The sequence below is a fragment of the Zoogloea sp. genome (assembly GCF_023150065.1).
GTDB lineage: Bacteria > Pseudomonadota > Gammaproteobacteria > Burkholderiales > Rhodocyclaceae > Zoogloea.
This window is the reverse complement of sequence record NZ_JAKLLN010000008.1, coordinates 92804-111739: the sequence shown is the minus strand read 5'-3', so window position 1 is coordinate 111739 and position 18936 is coordinate 92804. Positions and strand designations below refer to the sequence as shown.

Annotated in this window: 17 protein-coding genes; 7 read left to right on the top strand and 10 right to left on the bottom strand. The window is 67.2% G+C overall.

Annotation, left to right across the window (positions count from 1 at the left end; all coding sequences use genetic code 11):
• Positions 1 to 32: 32 nt before the first annotated feature.
• The 4 genes from L6Q67_RS11795 to tkt form a co-directional block, all read right to left on the bottom strand.
• Positions 33 to 1193: a diguanylate cyclase gene (locus tag L6Q67_RS11795; RefSeq protein WP_296569500.1), complete on the bottom strand. Its 1161-nt coding sequence runs from the start codon at positions 1191 to 1193 to the stop codon at positions 33 to 35.
• Positions 1194 to 1329: 136 nt separating this feature from the next.
• The gene (locus tag L6Q67_RS11790; protein ID WP_296569498.1) at positions 1330 to 2514 is read right to left on the bottom strand and encodes a phosphoglycerate kinase; all 1185 of its coding nucleotides are present in this window, start codon (positions 2512 to 2514) and stop codon (positions 1330 to 1332) included.
• Positions 2515 to 2581: 67 nt separating this feature from the next.
• Positions 2582 to 3610 (bottom strand): type I glyceraldehyde-3-phosphate dehydrogenase, encoded by a 1029-nt coding sequence (gene gap / locus L6Q67_RS11785; protein WP_296569497.1) that lies wholly within the window; start codon positions 3608 to 3610, stop codon positions 2582 to 2584.
• Between the two features lie 99 nt (positions 3611 to 3709).
• Entirely contained in the window at positions 3710 to 5740 is a 2031-nt protein-coding gene (tkt, locus tag L6Q67_RS11780; RefSeq protein ID WP_296569495.1) for a transketolase, read from the bottom strand.
• Positions 5741 to 5993: 253 nt separating this feature from the next.
• Between tkt and L6Q67_RS11775 the strand changes: the two genes are divergently transcribed.
• Positions 5994 to 7307, top strand: a complete 1314-nt coding sequence (locus L6Q67_RS11775) for a hypothetical protein (RefSeq protein WP_296569493.1) — start codon at positions 5994 to 5996, stop codon at positions 7305 to 7307.
• Positions 7307 to 9106: a hypothetical protein gene (locus L6Q67_RS11770; protein ID WP_296569492.1), complete on the top strand. Its 1800-nt coding sequence runs from the start codon at positions 7307 to 7309 to the stop codon at positions 9104 to 9106. Before L6Q67_RS11775 ends, L6Q67_RS11770 begins: the two co-directional genes overlap by 1 nt.
• 22 nt (positions 9107 to 9128) lie before the next feature.
• Here the strand turns inward: L6Q67_RS11770 and L6Q67_RS11765 are convergent, their stop codons facing one another.
• The gene (locus L6Q67_RS11765) at positions 9129 to 10004 is read right to left on the bottom strand and encodes a phosphoribulokinase (protein WP_296569491.1); all 876 of its coding nucleotides are present in this window, start codon (positions 10002 to 10004) and stop codon (positions 9129 to 9131) included.
• 135 nt (positions 10005 to 10139) lie between these two features.
• Complete coding sequence (locus tag L6Q67_RS11760; RefSeq protein ID WP_296569489.1) at positions 10140 to 10970, bottom strand: inositol monophosphatase; 831 nt, start codon at positions 10968 to 10970, stop codon at positions 10140 to 10142.
• Positions 10971 to 11089: 119 nt separating this feature from the next.
• Between L6Q67_RS11760 and L6Q67_RS11755 the strand changes: the two genes are divergently transcribed.
• The 5 genes from L6Q67_RS11755 to L6Q67_RS11735 all read left to right on the top strand — a co-directional run bounded on the left by L6Q67_RS11755 (position 11090) and on the right by L6Q67_RS11735 (position 16709).
• The gene (locus L6Q67_RS11755) at positions 11090 to 11830 is read left to right on the top strand and encodes a 16S rRNA (uracil(1498)-N(3))-methyltransferase (RefSeq protein WP_296569566.1); all 741 of its coding nucleotides are present in this window, start codon (positions 11090 to 11092) and stop codon (positions 11828 to 11830) included.
• Positions 11823 to 13310: a polyphosphate:AMP phosphotransferase gene (gene pap, locus L6Q67_RS11750; protein ID WP_296569488.1), complete on the top strand. Its 1488-nt coding sequence runs from the start codon at positions 11823 to 11825 to the stop codon at positions 13308 to 13310. Before L6Q67_RS11755 ends, pap begins: the two co-directional genes overlap by 8 nt.
• 57 nt (positions 13311 to 13367) lie before the next feature.
• A complete protein-coding gene (gene argA / locus L6Q67_RS11745) occupies positions 13368 to 14720 on the top strand; it encodes an amino-acid N-acetyltransferase (protein ID WP_296569485.1) in 1353 nt (450 codons plus the stop codon).
• Positions 14717 to 16360 (top strand): GGDEF domain-containing protein, encoded by a 1644-nt coding sequence (locus L6Q67_RS11740; protein WP_296569483.1) that lies wholly within the window; start codon positions 14717 to 14719, stop codon positions 16358 to 16360. The genes argA and L6Q67_RS11740 overlap by 4 nt, the downstream gene beginning before the upstream one ends.
• A gap of 76 nt (positions 16361 to 16436) precedes the next feature.
• On the top strand, positions 16437 to 16709 hold the full coding sequence (locus L6Q67_RS11735; protein ID WP_296569482.1) for an oxidative damage protection protein: 273 nt from the start codon (positions 16437 to 16439) through the stop codon (positions 16707 to 16709).
• On the opposite strand, the gene L6Q67_RS11730 is transcribed toward L6Q67_RS11735, so the two are convergent.
• Genes L6Q67_RS11730 through fliS form a run of 4 tightly spaced genes read right to left on the bottom strand, consistent with a single transcriptional unit; the run spans position 16688 to position 18935 of the window.
• A complete protein-coding gene (locus L6Q67_RS11730) occupies positions 16688 to 17056 on the bottom strand; it encodes an EscU/YscU/HrcU family type III secretion system export apparatus switch protein (RefSeq protein ID WP_296569479.1) in 369 nt (122 codons plus the stop codon). The genes L6Q67_RS11735 and L6Q67_RS11730 overlap by 22 nt on opposite strands.
• Entirely contained in the window at positions 17043 to 18134 is a 1092-nt protein-coding gene (locus L6Q67_RS11725) for a flagellar hook-length control protein FliK (RefSeq protein WP_296569477.1), read from the bottom strand. Before L6Q67_RS11725 ends, L6Q67_RS11730 begins: the two co-directional genes overlap by 14 nt.
• A 23-nt stretch (positions 18135 to 18157) precedes the next feature.
• Positions 18158 to 18502 carry a flagellar protein FliT gene (locus tag L6Q67_RS11720; RefSeq protein ID WP_296569475.1) on the bottom strand — a complete coding sequence of 115 codons (345 nt, stop codon included), beginning with the start codon at positions 18500 to 18502 and terminating at the stop codon, positions 18158 to 18160.
• 19 nt (positions 18503 to 18521) lie between these two features.
• The gene (gene fliS / locus L6Q67_RS11715; protein WP_296569473.1) at positions 18522 to 18935 is read right to left on the bottom strand and encodes a flagellar export chaperone FliS; all 414 of its coding nucleotides are present in this window, start codon (positions 18933 to 18935) and stop codon (positions 18522 to 18524) included.
• Between the last annotated feature and the right edge of the window lies 1 nt (position 18936).

Sequence of the window (18936 nt, the reverse complement as noted above, 5' to 3'; positions counted from 1 at the left end):
TTTCGGTCACTGAGCTTCGGTCACCGTGCTGCTCAGGCGATGTGCCAGCGGTTTCCGCCAGCGCGCTTGGCGGCATACATGGCCCGGTCTGCCAGCAGCTGCAGGTGTGCCGGGTCGTAGCCGTCGTCGGGGTACAGCGCCACACCGATGCTCACGCCCAGCGGGCAGCCCGGAATATCCGCGCGGGAAATGCCCCGCACGCTGTCCACCAGCCGTTCGCACAGCTGCCCCACATCGTCCTCGCCGCCGAGCATCGGGCACAGGATGGCAAACTCGTCTCCGCCCAGCCGGGCGACCACGTCGGTGGCCCGGGCCGCGCCCTCCAGGCGGGTGGCGACGGCACGCAGGATGGCGTCGCCCGCAGAATGCCCGAACCGGTCGTTGATGCCCTTGAATCCATCCAGGTCGAGCATCAGCATCGCGCCGGGCTGGGCATCCACCTGGGCCCGCATCAGCTGGGCACTGGCGGCTTCCTCGAAGGCCTTGCGGTTGGCGATGCCGGTCAGGGGGTCGTGGCGTGCCATCGCCCGCCAGCGCTGGCTGTCTTCTTCTATCAGACGGTAGCGGCGTGCCATGCCGAGCACGATGATCAGGAAGTTCGCCATGGCCAGGGCGAAGGCGCCGCTCTGGATCAGGCGGAGATCCCGTGTACGACGGATCGAATCATGTTCGAGAACGGTGGTGAGCCGGTTCATCAGGGCCAGGATCTGGGGGTTGTGCTGCACCATGTAGGCGGCGGCGGGGCTCCGCTCGGCGCTTGGCTCCGCACGGGTGGCGGCGAGGAGTAGCGACAGGGGCGTGATCAGGCTGCGGGCCTCGGTGACAATCCGTGCGCCTTCGCCGTCCACGGCTTTCAGGTGGGCGCTGGTGCCGTCGCCGCCCCGGGCCTTCCCCCCTTCGGCAAAGGCTTTGAGGGTTTCCTCGAAGAGCCCGAAGGCCTCGTCGGTTTCCTGCCGGGCGCTGCGGGCATCCTCACCGCTGCGCGGGCGGGTGGTGAGGAGCAGGGCCTTGGTGATCTGTTGGGACAGCATGCGCTGGCGGCCCGCCAGGTTGATGGCGACCGCGTCCTGGGCGACCTGTTCGGCGATCCATAGATTGATCATGAGCACGGTCAGGTCGAGCACCAGGAACAGCACGATGGCGGTGACCAGGCGGCGGGGCGAGCCGATGAGGGCGCTGACCGGTAGGGGCATGGGGTGGGTGGCCTCGCTGCTGTATGCCTGGGCTCAGGATAACGGCGCCCGGCCTGCGTGGCTGTAGATTTTTCTGCCCGAAATGGGAAAGGCGGCCCGGAGGCCGCCTTTCGACGAGCTGAAGATGCCGGATGGATCAGTCCTTGAAGCGCTCTTCCAGGGCGGCGATGGCCGGCAGGGTCTTGCCTTCGAGGAACTCCAGGAAGGCGCCGCCGCCAGTGGAGATGTAGCCCACGTCGTCGGCGATGTGGAACTTGGCGATGGCGGCCAGGGTGTCACCACCACCGGCAATCGAGAAGGCCTCGGAGTGGGCGATGGCGGAGGCCATCATCTTGGTGCCGCCGGCAAACTGGGGCAGCTCGAACACGCCCACCGGGCCGTTCCAGACGATGGTGCCGGCATTGGCGATGATCTCGCCCAGGCGGGCGGCGCTCTTCGGGCCGATGTCGAGGATGCGGTCGTGGACGGCCACGTCATCGACGGAGATCTTGTTGGCGCGGGCCAGGGCGGAGACTTCGTCGGCCACCACCACGTCGGTGGGCAGGGGCACTTCGGCGCCACGTTCCTTCATCATGTCCATGATGGCGTGGGCTTCCTTGACCAGGTCGGGCTCGGCCAGGGAGTCGCCGATACGCTTGCCGGAAGCCAGCAGGAAGGTGTTGGCGATGCCGCCGCCGACGATCAGCTGGTCTACCTTGTCGGCCAGGGACTTGAGTATGGTCAGCTTGGACGACACCTTGGAGCCACCGACGATGGCCACCAGCGGGCGCTTGGGGGCATGCAGGGCCTTGCCCAGGGCGTCGATCTCGCCGCCCATCAGGATGCCGGCGCAGGCCACGGGGGCGAAGCGGGCGATGCCGTGGGTGGTGGCTTCGGCCCGGTGGGCGGTGCCGAAGGCGTCATTCACATAGATGTCGCACAGGGCGGCCATCTTCTTGGCGAGTTCTTCGTTGTCCTTCTTCTCGCCCTTGTTGCAGCGGCAGTTTTCCAGCAGCACGACTTCACCGGGGGCGACTTCGAAACCACCCTCCACCCAGTTCTGGATCAGGCGCACAGGCTTGTGCAGCAGCTGGCCCAAGCGCACGGCGACCGGCGCAAGGCTGTCCTCGGCGTTCAGTTCGCCCTCGGTGGGGCGGCCCAGGTGGGAGGTGACCATGACCGCCGCGCCGCCTTCGAGGGCGAACTTGATGGACGGGATGGAGGCGCGGATGCGGGTGTCTTCGGTGATGTTGCCGGCGTCGTCCTGGGGGACGTTGAGGTCGGCACGGATGAAGACCTTCTTGCCCTTGACGTCGAGATCGATGAGTTTCTTGACTTGCATGATGATGTTCTTCGAGGCTCTGGAATGAAAAACGCCCCGCACGGGGCGGGGCGTCGAAACAGCGGTGTTACTTGGCGTTCACGAAGGCACGGGCCGCGTCGAGCATGCGGCAGGAGTAGCCCCACTCGTTGTCGTACCAGGCCAGCACCTTGACCAGCACGGAGCCGTCTTCGCCCTTGATGACGCGGGTCTGGGTGGCGTCGAAGGTGGAGGAGACGGTGGTGTGGTTGAAGTCGGAGGAGACCAGCGGCTCGGTGTTGACGGCCAGGATGCCCTTGAGCGGGCCGTTGGCGGCGGCGGTCATCAACTCGTTGATCTCTTCCTTGGTGGTGGCGCGATCAGCGGTGAAGGTCAGGTCCACCAGCGACACGTTGATGGTCGGCACGCGCAGGGCGAAGCCGTCCACCTTGCCGACCAGCTGGGGCAGCACCAGGCCGACGGCCTTGGCGGCGCCGGTCTTGGTGGGGATGATGTTGGCGGCGGCGGCGCGGGCGCGGCGCAGGTCCTTGTGGCGGACGTCCACGGTCACCTGGTCGTTGGTGTAGGCGTGGATGGTGGTCATCAGGCCCTGCTTGATGCCGACGCTGTCGGAGAGGATCTTGGCGACCGGGGCCAGGCAGTTGGTGGTGCAGGAGGCATTGGATACGACGGTCATGCCGGCCTTGAGGGCTTCTTCATTGACGCCCATGACGATGGTGGTGTCCACGTCGTCGCCGCCGGGGGCGGAGATGAGGACGCGCCTGGCGCCCTGGTCGAGCAGCGCCTGGGCCTTGGCCTTGGTGGTGTAGGCACCGGTGCACTCGAGCAGCACGTCAACGCCGTGGCTGCCCCAGTTGACGCCCTTCGGGTCCTTGGTGGAGTAGAAGGGGATCTTCTTGCCGTCGATGATGATGACGTTGTCGCCTTCGGTTTCCACGGAGGTGGCGAAGCGGCCATGGGTGGTGTCGTACTTCAGCAGGTGGGCGTTGGTGGCCAGATCGCCGGAGGCGTTGATGGCGACCACTTCAAACTCGTTCTGCAGACCCTGCTCGTAGATGGCGCGAAGCGTACAGCGACCGATACGACCGAAACCATTGATGGCGACCTTGATGCTCATCGATTCTTCTCCCTAGTTCAGATACACGAAACCAAAATCACGTTGCATTCGGCACCCCGCAGGGAGCCGACCCTGTTGTTGTGTCCGGTTGTCACCCGCTCAGGCGAGAACCTTCTTCACGGCTGCCACCACCGCGTCGGTGGTGATGCCGAAATACTTGAACAGCTCGCCCGCCGGGGCCGACTCGCCGAAGCGGTCGAGGCCGATCACGGCGCCCTCGAGGCCCACGTATTTGTACCAGCCGTCGGTGACGCCGGCTTCCACCGCCACACGGGGCAGGCCGGCCGGCAGTACGGTGCTGCGGTAGGCGGCGTCCTGGCGGTCGAAGACGTTGGTGCTGGGCATGGACACCACGCGCACCGCGACGCCTTCGTCGGCCAGCTGCTTCTGGGCCGCCACGGCCAGGGCGACTTCCGATCCGGTCGCGATGATAACGGCTTGCGGCGCGGCCGGCTGTGCAGCAGTACCGGCTTCGGCGAGGATGTAGCCGCCGCGACGGATATCAGCCACCTGTTGGGCGCTGCGGGCCTGGAAGGGCAGGTTCTGGCGGGAGAACGCGAGGGACGAGGGCCCTTCGCGACGCTCGATGGAGGCCGCCCAGGCCACGGCGGATTCGGTGGTGTCGCAGGGGCGCCACACGTCCATGTTGGGAATCAGGCGCAGGGAGGCAGTCTGCTCGACGGGCTGGTGGGTGGGGCCGTCCTCGCCCAGACCGATGGAGTCGTGGGTGAACACGAACAGCTGGCGCACCTTCATCAGCGCCGCCATGCGCAGGGCATTGCGGGCGTATTCGCTGAACATCAGGAAGGTGGCGGTGTAGGGCACCAGGCCGCCGTGCAGGGCGATGCCGTTGGCGATGGCCGCCATGCCGAACTCGCGCACGCCGTAATACACGTAGTTGCCACCGGTGGTCTTGCTGACGCCCTTGGCGCCGGACCACAGGGTCAGGTTGGAGCCGGCCAGGTCGGCGGAGCCGCCGAGGAGCTCGGGCAGCCTGGGCGCAAAGGCTTCGATGCTGTTCTGGCTGGCCTTGCGGGTGGCGATGGTCTCGGCCTTGTCGGTGACCTTGGCGAGCACGGCTTCCACGTGGGCAGACCAGTCGGCGGGCAGGTCGCCGGCCATGCGGCGCTTGAACTCGGCGGCGAGCTCGGGGAACTCGGCGGCGTAGGCGGCGAAGCGGCCATTCCAGTCGGTTTCAAGCGCGGCGCCCTTGGCCTTGGCGTCCCAGGCGGCGTAGACGTCGGCGGGGATCTCGAAGGGGGCGTGGGTCCAGCCGATGTAAGCGCGGGCGGCCTCGATCTCGGCGTTGCCCAGGGGCGCGCCGTGGACGTCGTGGCTGTCCTGCTTGTTGGGAGCGCCGGCGCCGATGATGGTCTTGCAGCAGATCAGCGAGGGCTTGCCGGTTTCGGCCTGTGCGGCCTTGAGGGCAGCCTCGATCTCGACCGGGTCGTGGCCCTGGACGTCACGGATGACGTGCCAGCCGTAGGCTTCGAAGCGCTTCGGGGTGTCGTCGGTGAACCAGCCATCCACGTGGCCGTCGATGGAGATGTTGTTGTCGTCGTAGAAGGCGATCAGCTTGCCCAGGCCCCAGGTGCCGGCCAGGGAACAGGCCTCGTGGGAGATGCCTTCCATCAGGCAGCCGTCGCCCAGGAACACGTAGGTGTGGTGATCGACGATGGCGTGGCCGGGGCGGTTGAAGTCGGCGGCGAGGATCTTCTCGGCCAGTGCCATGCCCACGGCGTTGGTGATGCCCTGGCCCAGGGGGCCGGTGGTGGTCTCGACGCCGGGGGTGTAGCCGACTTCGGGGTGGCCCGGGGTCTTGCTGTGCAGCTGGCGGAAGTTCTTGAGGTCGTCGATGGACAGATCGTAGCCGGTGAGGTGCAGCAGGCTGTAGATCAGCATCGAGCCGTGGCCGTTGGACTGGACGAAGCGGTCGCGGTCGGCCCACTGGGGGTTGGCCGGGTTGTGGCGCAGATGGCGCCGCCACAGCACCTCGGCGATTTCGGCCATGCCCATGGGGGCGCCGGGGTGACCGGAATTGGCCTTCTGGACGGCGTCCATGGCCAGCGCGCGAATCGCGCCAGTCAGGGAGTTGAAGACGGGCGGCTTGACGTTACGCGAAGAAGACATCGAAGAACCTTGGGCCGGGGGAACGGCGCGCAAAGACCGCAATTATCTTTGATTTACTGGCACTTGGGTAGCCTTGACGGGGGATTTGTGGGCGCGCGGGCGCTTGCGGTCAGGGCGCCAAAACTCCGGCATAATCGCGGCTCGTCCCGGTGATTACATTTTCTTACAGCACGCTGTGCCGACCCTCGTCCCTTCCCGACTGGCTGTCCTGCTTGCCCTGCTGGCGACCTTGTTCATCAGCGGATGCAGCACGATGAAATACACCGTCGACGATGGCCGCAAGGTGAACGAGACGCTGCTCGCCAACCTGCGCCTGATGGGCCACGGCGAGCGTGCCCTGCGTCCGGCCATCGTCCGCTCCGCGGCCCTGAAGGATCCGGGATGCAGCCGCCAGTGGGAGCTGCCCTTCAGCGTGGCCACGAGCTACGAGTGGCCCGTCGACGATCGGGTGGCCTGGGTGCGGGCGCTGCAGGTGGATGAGCGCCTCACCGTGATCGCCGCCACCCCGGACAGCGGTCTGCAACTGGGCGACAAGCTCGTGGAGCTGAAGGGTTACCGCAAGGACGACACCAACAAGATGCTCCTGGAGCTCGCCGAGCTGCGCGATGACGGTGATCCCTTCCCGGTGAAGACCGCGGCCGGGCGCACGGTGATGGTCAGGCCCTTCGAGGTGTGCCGCGGCTACACCCGCCTGGCGCCACCCCTGACGCCGGCCTACCAGGACTTCCACTGGCTGATGAGCATCCATCCGCTGGATCTCTTCGTGCCCCAGATCACCCCGGATGAAGCCCTGTGGATGGTGCTGTGGACCCAGGGTCTGTCCGAAGAGGGCGGCGCCCGCATGAAGACCTATCACTACAGCAAGGAGATCGTCTCCACCCTGTTCGATATCGCTTCCCTGGCGGTGGGCGTCAACGCCGCAGCCCAGGCGGCCAAGGTGGCGGCCAACCAGGCGGCCCAGGCGGCCGCCACGGCGGCGGCCAAGTCGGCAAGTGAAGCCGCGGCCAAGCAGGCGCTCCAGGACGCGGCGCGCAGTATCGCCGAACAGGCGAGCCGGGAGTACGCCCAGCGGGTGGGGGAAGAGGTGGGCAAGGTGGTGGCGATGCAGGCCGGCAACGTGCTGCGGGAGTCCTTCATGATGCGCGTCGGCCTGTCGGTGTCGAGCCTGTCGTGGGTGGCGACCACGGTCTTCGATTACGCGGACCGCTGGGCCTACGACCGCATCGTGGCGGTGGGGGGCGACCCCCTGGCCGGGGCCACGCTGCACCAGAAGTTGCTGGACCGGGGGCTGGTCAATAATGCCTTCGTGTTCGATGAGGAGCGCCTGCAGGGCTTTGCGGCGCTGGCGCGTCAGACCCAGCGGGAGGAGATGCTGGCGGCCGTGCTGAAGGGGGCGTCCCTGGAGGTGTTCGCCCTCCGACTGACCGATCTGCCGAGTGCTTCGGAGGATGCTGGTCAGCACGCCATGAAGGCCGAGAGTGATGACACGATGCTGGCGTCCGGGCAGGGCGGTGGCGGCTTGATCGATGCAATGCTGAGGATGCCCCTGGAGTCGGGGGCCGAGTGATGATGAAAACGAGTGCCTTCTCCCTTGCTGTCCTGTGTGTTTCCGCCATCGCCAGCGCCGTCGGGGCCCAGCAGCCGGATGCTGCTGCAGCCATGCCGACCGAGTCTGCGGCGGCGCCTGTGGTGGTGGATTGTCCGGTGCTCCTGCAAGAGGCCGAGGTGCTCCTCGAGCGCGGGGCGCACGCCTCGGCTGCGCGGCGCTGGAAAGAGGCGGTGCCGGTGCTGCGCGAGGCGGGGAGTGCCTTCCTCAAGGTGGCGGCGGCCTGCCCCTCGGTGGCCATCCAGGCCAATCGTCAGGGCGACCGGGCGACGGCGGAGCTCAAGCTGGCAGAGGGCGCCATGTCCCATCAGTCCGAGTGCTTGCCGCGGCTCGACAAGGCACTCGATCTGGATCTGCGGGCTACCGCGGCGCGCAACGACAAGGGAGACCCGGCCGAGGTCGAGCGCCTCCTCGGTGAGGCCGAGGGAGTGTGGCGCGAGGCGGTGGGGCTGTGCCAGTCGCCCCATCGGGAGAAGGCCGAGAAGAGCCTCGCCGCCACGGTGCGGTTGCGGGCTGCGAATGCCGAACTGCTGAGCGCCGGGCCCGCCTGCGATGCGGCCTGGAAGAGCGCCGGCGCGCTGGTGGATTACGCCCGCGGTGCCTGGAAGGACAAACGCTGGGACGACGCGGCGATGCTCTACGACAAGGCCGCCATGGCCTGGGAGGGGGCGGCGGACAAATGCTCCGGCACCCGCCAGCAGCAGGCCCAGCGCAAGGCCGAGCAGACCCACGTGGATGCTCACAACGCCGAACATTGCGGTCCCCTGTGGGATGCCGCCACCGATCAGGCCCAGCGCCTCAAAACGAACGGTGCCGGCCTGTCGGCCAGCGAGCGGGATCAGCTGTCCATCCGCGCCGAGGTGGGGTGGCGGGATGCCGCCACCGCCTGTCGGGGCGCCCCCCAGACCCTTGCCCGCACGAATGCGGATGCCCTCGCCCGGGAGCGTGGTGCGCCGCTGCCCGCCCAGGCCATCGCAATGTACGGTAGCAAGAAGGTGGCCCCGCCGGGCCCCGCCGGAGCGAGTGGACAGCCTGCAGCGCCAGGCCCGGCGCCGGTGGTGACCGCCGCTGCCGGAGCTGCGACGACAGCAGCAACGCCGGGGAACGCTCTGGTGGCGGGCACGCGGACTGCAGCATCGACGGTGAATGCTCCGGCACCCTCCAAACCGGCGGTGGCGCAGCCCCGGCCAGCGGATGTGCCGGTCGTCGAACACCGGCCGGCGCCGGCCACCGATGGGGTGGTGGTCGCCGGTGACACCACCTACCGGGGGGCTTTTTCCATCGTCTCCGATACGGGCGAGGTCAGCGGTACCGGATCGGTCGAATGGGCCAACGGTGAGCGCTTCACCGGCACGCTGGTCAAGGGCCGACGCCAGGGCAAGGGGCGTTTCAACTGGGTGGGTGGCCAGTGGTACGAGGGTGACTGGGTGGATGATCGGGCCGTGGGCTACGGGGTGATCCAGTTTCCGGGTGGCAACCGCTACGAGGGGGCTGTCCAGGATGGTGAGCCCGGCGGGCGCGGCACCCTGGTGTTTGCTTCCGGCGATCGTTACACCGGTGAATTCTCACGGGGGCTCTTCCATGGCCAGGGCACCTACGCCTGGAAGAACGGCAACCGTTATGAAGGTGCCTGGGTGCTCGGCAAGAAGCACGGGCTCGGGCGCCTCTACTGGGCCAGCGGCGAAGGCTGGGAGGGCGAGTTCCGGGATGATCTGAAGACCGAGGTGGGCAAGGACATCGCTGCGGCCGCCCCGCGCTGAGCGGGGCCGGGTTTTCAGTCGCTCACACCCACTGCCGGCGGCGTTCCATGAGCTTCCAGATCAGCGGGGTGAGGATCAACTGCATGGCGAGATCAAGCTTGCCACCCGGCACGACTATGGTGTTGGCGCGGCTCATGAAGCTGTCGTGGATCATGCGCAGCAGGTAGGGGAAGTCCACCCCGCGGGGGTCGCGGAAGCGGATGATCACCATTGATTCGTCGGCGGTCGGGATGTCCCGGGCGATGAAGGGGTTGGAGGTGTCCACCATGGGCACCCGCTGGAAGTTGATGTGGGTGTGGGAGAACTGGGGCACGATGTAATGCACGTAGTCGTGCATGCGCCGCAGTATGGTCTCCTGCACTGCCTCCAGGGAATAGCCCCGGGTCTTGGTGTCCCGGTGGATCTTCTGGATCCATTCCAGGTTGGTGATGGGAACCACGCCGATCAGCAGGTCGGCGTGACGACAGGTGTTGACCTTGTCGGTGATCACCGCGCCGTGCAGGCCTTCGTAGAACAGGCAGTCCGTGTCCTGGGGGAGGTCCTCCCAGGGGGTGAAATCACCCTGACGCAGTCCGCGCCGGGCCGCTTCCTCGGCGTGGTGCAGATAGTAGCGACGCTTGCCGCCGCCGGATTCGCCGTAGGTACGGAAAAGCTGTTCGAGTTCTTCGAGCAGGTTGGCCTCGGGGCCGAAATGGCTGATGCCCCGCTGCCCCTTGCTCTCGGCTTCGATGATCAGACGGCGGATCTCTTCGCGGGTATAGCGGTGAAAGCTGTCTCCCTCGATGATTGCCGCGTTGACCTTCTCGCGCCAGAAAATGCCTTCGAATGTGTGTTTCACCGTGGTGGTGCCGGCGCCTGAGGAGCCGGTGACCACGATGATGGGGTGCTTCATGGACATGACTGCTTCCCGAAAGTGAGTAGTTTTGGAGCAGGGCACGGGGCATGGCCTGTTCCAAAAGCACTCGATCGCAGGATTTTGCGCCCCGGGCGGGCTGAACCAGCAAAAAACGGACCGCCGGCGTCGATCAAACCCTCAGGAGTGGGCGTGCAGCCAGGTGCGCCACTGCTCGAACAGGGCCGGGCTGGCTGCGGCGATGACCGAGCGCTTGATGGCAGGCCCGGCCGTGAGCGGTGTGCCGCCGAGGGTGCTGTAGCTGCCACCGGCTTCTTCGAGGATCAGGCGGCCGGCGGCGTAGTCCCACAGCATCTGGCCGCCATGGAGGTAAACGTCGAGACGTCCGGCGGCCACGTAGCACCATTCGAGGGCGCTGGAGCCGAAATTGCGCTGGGAGTAATAGGGCGGGCGGACCGCCAGCTCGTCGCCGAGGTGGTGGCTGATGCGCTTGAAGTCCACACCGGCGACGGCCTCCTTGAGGCGGCTGGCGGGCTGGCGCATGGGCAGCGGAATGTCGTTGAGCCAGGCGCCGGCCCCCCGGCCGGCGTAGAAGGCTTCGTCGGTGACCGGGTTATAGACCACCCCGATCTGCGTCTTGTGATTGACCAGGTAGGCCACCGCCACCCCGAAGAAGGGAATGCCGTTGGCGAAGTTGGTGGTGCCGTCGATGGGGTCGATGACCCACAGGCCGTTGGCCCCTTCGTGCCAGACGCGTCCCTGCTCCTCGGCGGTCATTTCCTCGCCCAGTACCGGTGCCATGATGAGCTCGGGCAGGCATTCCACGAGGGCGGCCTGGGAGGCCAGGTCGGCCTCGGTGAGCACGCTGCCGTCGGCCTTCTGTTCGCGTACGGCGCGCAGATAGCGGGGCAGGATGGTCTCACGGGCCATCCGGCGAACCGTTTCTGCCAGGGTGCGGGCGTATTCGAGGCGCTGGGCGCTGGTCATCGGGTGCTGGGAAGCCAAGGACATGAAGACCACGACCTTAACGGCCGGGCCCGGCTGGGCTGAAGCGTCGGGCACGCCAGCATGGCTGGCGCGGGCTGCGTTTCAGTCCCGTTGAGTAACGTGGTTTTGGCGATAATAGCATGATGAATCCGCGCTTCTTCTGCCCCGAGGGGCTTGCTCCCGATTGTGAAATTGCCCTGCCGGTGCCGGTGGCGCACCACGCCGAGCGTGTTCTGCGCCTTGCCGTGGGTGATCCGGTGGTCCTCTTCGATGGGCGTGGCGGTGAGTTCGCTGCCACCCTGACCGCCCTGGGCAAGCAGCCCCTGGCACGGCTCGGGCCGCGTCTGCCGATCGAGCAGGAGTCGCCCCTGGCGATCACCCTGGTGCAGGCCCTGGCCAGCGGTGACAAGATGGACTGGGTCGTGCAGAAGGCGGTGGAGCTGGGCGCGGTGGCCATCCAGCCGGTGGCGGCGGAGCGTTCGGTGCTGAAGCTGTCCGGTGACCGGGCTGAAAAGCGGGTGGCCCACTGGCAGCAGATCGCGGTGGCGGCCTGCGAGCAGTCCGGGCGCAACCGGGTGCCGGTGGTGGGAGAGATCCTCAGCCTGGCCCGCTACCTGGCGCAGCCGGCCGACGGCGCGCGCCTGATCCTGGCCCCCGGTGCGGCCGGGGCGCTGGCCCGCAAGGCTGCTCCGCATGGGCCGCTGGCCGTGCTGATCGGGCCGGAGGGGGGGTGGTCGGCGCCTGAACTGGCCCTGGCCGAGCGGGCTGGTTGCGCGCCCCTGGCCCTCGGGCCGCGGGTGCTGCGTACCGAAACCGCCGGTCTGGCGGCCCTGGCCGCGCTGCAAACCCTATGGGGCGATTTTTCGGGAGAGGCGCATGTTTGAGTCCGCGGAGCTGGGTCACCGGCTGTCGAAGGCCGAGTACGACGAAATCGAACCGCAACTGCGCACGGCGCTGCTCAACGCCCAGTTCGAGCTGCTCGAAAAAAAGGGCTTCGCCACGGTGATCCTGATCAACGGCATCGACGGCGCCGGGCGTGGCGAGACGGTGAATCTCCTCAACGAGTGGATGGATCCGCGGCACATCGAGGTGCATGCCTTCGACCGGCCCACCGAGGAGGAGCGTGAGCGCCCCTTCCTGTGGCGCTTCTGGCGTGCCCTGCCGCCCAAGGGAAAGATCGGCATCCTGTTCGGCAACTGGTATTCGGAGCCTATCGGTGACCGGACCTTCAAGAGAATCAAGAAGGCACGCCTGGACCAGCGTCTGTCCGAGTTCAACCGTTTCGAGGCCATGCTTGCCGCCGAGGGGGTGCTGCTCGTGAAGTTCTGGTTCCACCTCTCCCGGAGCGGGCAGAAGAAGCGTCTGAAGGCCCTCGAGGCGAATCCCGACACCCGCTGGCGGGTGCGCGAGGCGGACTGGCAGTTCTACGAGGAATACGACCACTACCGTGAGGTGGCCGAGCACGTGCTGCGCCGGACCAGCACCGGCATTGCCCCGTGGGTGATCGTGGATGGCTCAGACCCCGACTACCGGGCGGTGCACGTGGGGCGGACCCTGCTGGATGGCATGCAACGCAAGCTGGATGCCATCGGCAAGGGGTACCGGCCACGCCTTACCGCGCCCCTGCTGCCCGCTCCGGTCGATCAGCGCAATCTCCTCAATGCCCTGGTGCTGGATCAGCCCATGGACAAGAAGACCTACGAGCAGCAGCTCGAGAAGCTGCAGGGGCGCCTCGCGCTGGCGGTGCGCAGTGATGCCTTTGCCCGGCGCAGCCTGGTGCTGGTGTTCGAGGGCATGGACGCGGCTGGCAAGGGTGGCGCCATCCAGCGCGTCACCCAGGCCCTGGATACGCGCCAGTACTCGGTGATCCCGATCGCCGCGCCGAGTGACGAGGAGCGCGCCCAGCCCTACCTGTGGCGCTTCTGGCGGCGCCTGCCGCGGGAGGGCAAGGTGGCCATCTTCGATCGCTCCTGGTACGGGCGGGTGCTGGTGGAGCGGGTCGAGGGCTTCTGCTCGGAGGCCGACTGGATGCGGGCCTACGCGGAAATCAACGATTTCGAGGATCAGCTGGTGTCGGCGGGCGCCATCGTGGTCAAGTTCTGGCTGTCGGTGAGCGGCGACGAGCAGCTCCAGCGCTTCAAGGCCCGGGAGGCAGAGGCCTTCAAGCGCTACAAGATCACCGCCGAAGACTGGCGCAACCGGGAAAAGTGGCCGGCCTACGAGCCCGCCGTGTGCGACATGATCGACCGCACGAGCACCGAGAATGCCGGCTGGACCCTGGTCGAGGCCGACAACAAATACTTCGCGCGGGTCAAGATTCTGGCCACGCTTGTCGAAAAGCTTGAAACCGCCATCGGAAAATGAAGGACGACTGACCCTAAAATGCAGACCTCTGCCGATTCGGCCATTCCGGAAACCAGCGTGACGACCTCTGCCACTGCGCCAGCCCCCGGGCAGGCCGACCACCTCTCCCAGCGCTTTGTCGCCTGGGTGCGGGCGGCCGCTCCATACATCCATGCCTTTCGCGGCAAGACCTTCGTGCTCGGGTTCGGTGGCGAGGTGGCCGCCGGTGAACTGGCCCAGACCCTGGCCTACGACTGCAACCTGCTCGCCGCCCTGGGGGTGCGTCTGGTGCTGGTGCATGGTGCGCGTCCGCAGATCGAAGCCGAGCTGGCCCGTCGTGGGCTGACGCCGCGCTATCACAAGGGGCTGCGGGTGACGGACGCCGCGGCGCTGGAGTGCGTCAAGGCGGCCATGGCGGTGACCCGCATCGAGGTCGAAGCCCAGCTCTCCCAGGGCCTGCCCAACACGCCGATGGCCGGCAGCTTCATGCGGGTGACCGGTGGCAATTTCATCACCGCCAAGCCGGTGGGGGTGGTGGATGGGGTGGATTACGGGTTCACCGGGACCGTGCGCAAGGTGATTGCCGAAGAAATCGCCGCCGATCTGGATCAGCAGAATGTGGTGCTGATGTCGCCCCTCGGGGTGTCGCCGGCCGGCGAGATCTTCAACATGAGCATGGAAGCCGTGGCCGAGGCCGTGGCCATTGCCCTCAAGGCCGAGAAGCTCATCTACCTGTGCGACGCGCCGGGGCTGCTCGACAGTAAAGGCGGCCTGATCGAGGCCATCACCGCCGACGACGCCGAGGCCAAGCTGAAGGCTGGTGAAGGGATGACCGAAGATCTGGACCTCTACCTGCCCTGTGCGATCCGTGCGGTGCGCCAGGGCGTGGGGCGTGCCCACCTGATCGACCGGGACAAGGACGGCGGTCTGCTGCTGGAGTTCTTCACGCCCCAGGGCGTGGGCACCGTGCTGACCCGCGACCCCCTGTTCCGCCTGCGTGAGGCGACCATCGAGGACGTGGGCGCCCTGGGCAGCGTGATCGCCCCGATGGAGGCCGACGGCACGCTGGTGCGGCGCAGCCGGGAGCGCCTGGAGGAGGAGATCGAACGCTTCACCGTGGTCGAGTACGACGGCGTGCTGGTGGGCTGCGCGGCCCTGTACCCCTTCATCGACGAGCGGGCGGCGGAAATGGCCTGTGTGGCGGTGGTGCCCCAGCATCGCCGCGCCGGGCTGGGCGAGATGCTGTTGAGGCGCATGGAAAGGCGGGCCCGGGCGCTGGGGGTGGAGCGCCTGTTCGTGCTCACCACCCGCACCGCCGACTGGTTCCGGGAGCGAGGTTTCCGGGAGGCGCCGCCGGAGGATCTGCCGCGCCAGAAGCGGGAGATGTACGATGTGAGCAGGCGTTCAAAGGTCTTCATGAAGACACTGTGAAATCTCTAGCGAAAGTCATTCCTGTGCGCCTGCGGCTGGCCGCGTCGGGGCTGTTGTTCCCGGCAGGCCCGGCGCTGGCGGCGCTGCCTGAAAGCATGGCCTCGCCGGTGGTGACGGCGGTGGCTGGCGTCGCCGTGATGCTCGGGCTGGCGGGCGGTGGATACGTGTTGCACCTGCGTCAGCGCATCGCCCGACTGAGCGAGCGCTTGCCGATGTCGCCGGGCAGGGCAGCGTCGCTGGGCGGCGGATTGGCGGACGGGGGCGACAGCCAGAATCGCTATTTCCGGCTCGCGGCCGAATCCGGTGGCGGCATCGAGGGATGGATCAACCCAGCCGGAAAGCTGTATTGGGTCAATCGGGCCGTTGAAACCTGCACCGGCTACACCCCGGATGAGGTTCTGGCCGGTGATTTCATCGAGCTGCTGGTCTATGACAAGGACCGCCGGTATTGCCGGGACCAGGTCCGGCAGGTCCTGCAGACCGGGGTGGCAGCGGAGTCGGAGCTGAGGCTCACCACCAAATCGGGTATCCAGGTGTGGATGGTGTGCCGCTGGCAGCCGATCCGCAACGAGGCCGGCAGCCTGCTCGGCCTGCGCGCCTCGATGAGCGATGTGCAGGCCCGCAAGGAGGCCGAGTACAAACTCCTGGAGTCGGTCGCGGCCCTGCGCCGGGCCCAGGCCCTGTCCGAGCATTACCTGCGCCGCAGCAACGAGGAGCGCTCGCGCCTGTCGGCGCTGCTCGACGTGGTGCGGATGGGCATCCTGTTCATGGATACCGACCGTCGGGTGGTGTATTGCAACCGGGCGCTGTACGGCATCTGGGGCCTGCCTCCTGGGGACGGTTTTGTCGGGGTGCGCGATGTGGTGCTGCAGGAACACATCGTCCAGTTCATCGATGATCCCCAGGCTTACCAGCGCCATGTGGCCGACGTGCAGCAGCAGCAGGAGCCGAGCGAGCCCTTCGAGATCCATTTCAAGGACGGTCGGGTGGTGCGGGAGTTCTCGCGGGTGGTGCCGGGGCCCGACGACGTGGGCGAGATCGGGCGGATCTGGGTGTTCGAGGACGTGACCGAACAGCTCCGCGTGGCCGCCCAGCTGATGCGCCTGGCGGAGCGTGACCCGCTGACCAATCTCTTCAATCGTCGTCGTTTTCATGAGGAGCTCGAGCGCATGCTGGCCGACGGGCGCCGTCATGGGGAGTCGGTGGGCTTGCTGGCCATCGACCTGGATGGCTTCAAGCCGGTCAACGATCTGTACGGGCATCAGGCCGGCGACGAGGTGCTGGTTGGCCTGGCCAGTGCGGTGGGCGCGGTGGTCCGGCGCAACGAAATGTTCTTCCGCATGGGCGGCGATGAATTCGCCATCCTGGTGCCGACGGCTTCGGCCCAGGAGCTCTCCGAGCTGGCGCGCCGGGTGTGCGTGTGCATCGGCAGCCTGCGTTTTGCCTTCGCCGGGGAGTCGGTGGCGGTGACGGCGAGTATCGGCATTGCCCTGGGCCCACGCCATGAGAATGACGGCGAACGCCTGATCGGTGCGGCTGACCGGGCCATGTACGTCGCCAAGGCCCTGGGCGGAAATTGCTGGGAGTTTGCCCGTGAGTCCGCGGCCGGGCGGCTGGATCGTACCTCTCCGGCAGGCTAGAATCCGGTCGTGTCCCGGGCTGCCTTGAGGCTGCAGGCCCAAGGCGGTGCGGGGTTCCCAACTCTAGAGGTGAAAAATGGCACGGATGGTGAATTGTGTGAAGCTCGGTCGTGAGGCCGAAGGTCTGGATTTCCCGCCCCTTCCCGGCGAGCTCGGAAAGAAGGTCTTCGAGAACGTTTCGAAGGAAGGCTGGCAGCAGTGGGTCAAGCACCAGACCATGCTGATCAACGAGAACCGCCTCAACCTGATGGACGCCCGGGCTCGCAAGTATCTGGCCGAGCAGATGGATCGCTACTTCTTTGGTGGCGGAGCCGACCAGATCGGTGGCTACGTGCCCCCGGCGTCCTGATTCGACGCCTCTCCCTTGCCTGATGATGGCCCCGGAAATTTCGGGGCCATTTTTACGGGTATCCCCGTCTGCGTGCCCTGCTCCAGGCTGTAAAGCCAGGCCAGCAGCTCGGCCACGGCGACATAAAGCTCGGGCGGGATGCGGGCATCCAGGTCGACCTGCATCAGCAGGGCCACCAGCTCCGGTGACTCGTGCACATAGACGCCGGCCTCCCGGGCCCGGGAGATGATTTCGGCAGCGATCAGGCCGCGGCCCTTGGCGACCACCGTCGGGGCTGCGTTGCCCGCGTTGTAGGCCAGGGCAACGGCTTCGGCCCGGGGTTCGGCGGGGCGCTCAGGGCTGTTCATCGGGCACCGCCAGTTCGGCCACCATTCCGGTGAGCGGTACGTTGGCCGCCTCGAGGGCCTCGGCCAGGCGGGGCTGACCTGCGCTGAGGATGTCGCGGCTGCGGGTATCACCGGCGATCAGCCGCACTGCGACGCCGGCCGGAGTGAGGTGCAGGCGTGCCTCGATGCCACCCAGGCCGGGCAGAGTCAGGCGCAGGGTGGTGTTCCAGTAGGGCTCGGGGTCGCCGGTGTCGTCGCCGTTCTCACGGCCGCCCGGGTCTTCGATTTCCCATTCCATCTGCTGCCCGGGCCAGACCTGCCCCTGCCAGACCACCTGGTGGGTGGCCAGGGTGTCGAGCTGCTGGTGGACCAGGGGCAGCAGGCGTTCGGCGACCGGCGTTGCGTCAGCGGCCCGGGATGTGGCGGCGGCCAGCGTCGTCGTGCTCGTGCTGCCGACGTCGTCAGCGCCACCCGCCGTGCCGATGGCGGGGCCTGCGCTGGCCTCGTGGCGGACGGCCATCTGGCCCTGGGGCTCCTTCTGCAATGCTGCGGTGCTCATCTGCCCGGCGAGCCAGCGGGTCTGGTGGGATTCGTAGAAAAGCCCGCTTTCACTCACTGCCGTGCCCAGCCGGGCGGCCAGCTGGGCGGTGGCGGCGGCGCCTTGGGGGGCGGCCGGGGCAAGGGCTTCGCCGCCATTGAGGCGGGCGGTGCCGGCAGAGGGCTGGCCGGTGAGCAGAAAGCTGATCAGCTTGCCGGTCTGGCTGAGGGCGGGCCTGTCGGAAGGCAGCGGGGCGGGATTGGCCAGACTGGCAAAGACGGCCCGGGGGGTGACCTCGCTGACGATCAGCTCGAGGGTGTCACCCGCCTTGACCGACTGGGGCAGGGACAGCACCACGTCGCGACCATTGACCCGGCCCTGGAAGGTCTGGTCCTTGTTGATGTTCTGCAGCGTGGCGGTGATGCGTTCGCCGGGGGTGAAGGTAGGCAGGTCGGCGGGAATGGCCCGGGTGCGCGCCAAGGGGGTGACGTTCTGCTCACCCGAAAAAAAGCTGGCTTCGGTGAGCATCCGCAGGCGGGCGGCGAGATCCCCCGGAATCATGGATTGCCCGCCCGGGGCGGCACTCAGCCGATCTCGGGGTCGCCGTAGGCCGCGCGCACGTTGCGCTGGCGCACGCCGCCCGAGAGCAACTGGCGTACGTTGTCCATCCACGGCTCGGTGTGCACGCGGACTTCCTTGTCGTCGTCGAGGATGCGCCGGATAAGCGCAACTTTCTTCTTGCGCTCGTCTTCCGACATCTGCCGCGGACGGCCCGGGAAGCCCAGGGCTTCCTCCACGCCCAGGCGATCGCGCAGGGAGGCGACCTGGCGTTCGAGGCGGCTCAGCCGATCCCAGTCGTTGGCCCGTGCCGCATCCACCATTTCGGTGGAGTAGGCGCTCATCTGTTGCAGAAGGGCTAGGGAACTCATGCAATTTTCTCCGGCGGTCTTAGCGGTTGGCCTGGTCGTATGTGCCGATTTCTTCCCAGGCGCCTTTCAGTTCGTTGAGCAGTCGGGCCACCTCATCCAGGGCGGGCCGGCTGTTGTGCAGGTTCGCGTAAAGGAGGCGCTGCGTCATGTAGTCGTAGAGGGCGCCAAGGCGCTCGGCCAGTTCGCCTCCGGCTTCATAGTCGAGGCTGACCTTGAGTCCGTTGGTGATGATTTCGATGGCCTTGGAAGTGGCGGTGCCCTTGGTCGGGATGTCCTTGCTGTCCATGGCGATTGCCGCGGTGCCGATCTGCAGCAGGGCGCCTTCGAAGAGCATCAGGATGAGCTTGTGGGGGTCCGCGGTGGAGACGCCGCTTTCCACACCGATTTCGGCATAGACTGAGGCGGCACGACGGGCTGCTAGGCCAAACGACATC